Raw genomic sequence first — 1,047 nt, 5'->3', positions numbered from 1 at the left:
TCGCTGGCCGAAGAGCTTAAAGACCGGGGCATCAACGTCAACGCGGTGCTGCCCAGCATTCTGGACACCCCCGCCAACCGCGCCGACATGCCCGATGCCGATGTGGCCCGCTGGGTGTCGACCCAGTCGCTCAGCGGCGTCATTGCGTTCTTGCTGTCCGAAGATGCCAATGCCGTCACCGGCGCCTGCCTGCCCGTGGCCGGGAGGGTGTGATGGCCCAGAGCACCCCGCCCGTGATGGCCTGGCGCGACAGCTATTTGCTCGGCCTGCCCGCCATGGACAGCACCCACCGTGAATTCGTGGACTGCGTCGCCGCCCTGCAATCCGCCGCCGACGCCGATCTGCTGGCGCGCCTGGCCGACTTCGAGCAGCACGCCGTGCGCCATTTTGATGAAGAGCAGCAGTGGATGGACAGCAGCAACTTTCCTGCCGCCCAGTGCCACGCCGACGAACATGCCGCCGTGCTGGCCTCGGTGCGCGAGGTGGATGCCCTGCTGCGCCAAGGCACGCCCACCCAGGTCGCCCGCGATCTGGCCCAGGCGCTGGCCGACTGGTTTCCAGGCCATGCCGACTACATGGATGCATCCCTGTCGCAGTGGATGAACAAGCGCAGCCACGGCGGCACGCCGGTGGTTCTGCGCCGTGGTGCCACCCAGCCCGACACGCCTTTTTCAATTTCCTCGTCTATTTCCTCGAAAGCCCACCCATGAGACTCGTTACGTTCCAAGGCAGCGACGGCATCCAGCGCGCCGGTGCCCTGTTTGAGGCTGACCAGGCCATTCTGGATTTGCGCCATGCTAGCCAGGTGGTACGCGGCGGCGACGGCCTGGCCTTGTTGGGCAGTGTGCAAACCCTGATCGAAGGCGGCGACGATGCCCTGGCCGAGGCCAAAGCCCTGCTGGCCCGCGCCCCCGCCGAGGCCGTGCGTGCCCGCAGTGCCGTCAAGCTGCTAGCTCCTATTCAGCCACCCATCCAGATGCGTGACTGTTCGTGCTTTGAATTGCACCTGCGCCAAAGCTTTGCCGCTGCCCGCAAGACCCGCGCCCT

General features: G+C 66.3%; 2 protein-coding genes and 1 pseudogene. All 3 read left to right on the top strand.

Annotated elements, in window-relative coordinates:
- Positions 1 to 213 (top strand): SDR family oxidoreductase (locus AC097L_RS26245; RefSeq protein ID WP_479589619.1); only part of this gene is annotated, 213 nt, incomplete at its 5' end.
- Positions 213 to 710, top strand: coding sequence for a bacteriohemerythrin (locus AC097L_RS26240; RefSeq protein ID WP_479589618.1), 498 nt, complete (start codon positions 213 to 215; stop codon positions 708 to 710). The genes AC097L_RS26245 and AC097L_RS26240, both read left to right, overlap by 1 nt.
- Positions 707 to 1,047 (top strand): annotated as a pseudogene (locus AC097L_RS26235) (fumarylacetoacetate hydrolase family protein); the annotation flags it as partial. The gene AC097L_RS26240 and the pseudogene AC097L_RS26235, both read left to right, overlap by 4 nt.

The organism is Rhodoferax sp. RT5P35 (genome assembly GCF_056521385.1).
Note: the sequence above shows the minus strand (reverse complement) of the source record. Positions and strands in the feature narration are given on the sequence as shown.

Excerpts from the sequence above, each read along its gene's own strand:
- AC097L_RS26240 (WP_479589618.1), top strand. The coding sequence starts at position 213 with ATGGCCCAGAGCACCCCGCCCGTGATGGCCTGGCGCGACAGCTATTTG.